Here is a 268-nt window from a genome sequence, read left to right as displayed (position 1 = left end):
GTTGATTGCGCGCCAAAGTGCTCCGGCAACGCGGGCTAACGCGCAAGTGCTCCGCTGAGGGCCGGATAAAGCGCCAGGTAACGAGCGTAGATCTCTTCATAGGCCTGCACGGCTTTCGGATTCGGCTCTATCACGCGACCGGGTTTGACCATCGCCGCGATACCCTCGTCTATGGTCGCGAAGTATCCCGCGCCATGAGCGGCGAGGATCGCCGACCCAAGCGTCGGCCCGTCGGTTGAGGCCGGGATACGCACCGGGATGCCCGCCG

General features: G+C 64.6%; 1 pseudogene. It reads right to left on the bottom strand.

Annotated elements, in window-relative coordinates:
- Window positions 1–35 precede the first annotated feature (35 nt).
- Window positions 36–268, bottom strand: a pseudogene (locus E0702_RS17585) (hypothetical protein); the annotation flags it as partial.

Origin of the sequence: Halomonas marinisediminis (assembly GCF_004347715.1) — a bacterium.
Taxonomy (GTDB): domain Bacteria; phylum Pseudomonadota; class Gammaproteobacteria; order Pseudomonadales; family Halomonadaceae; genus Halomonas; species Halomonas icarae.
This window is presented reverse-complemented; position numbering and strand designations above follow the sequence as displayed.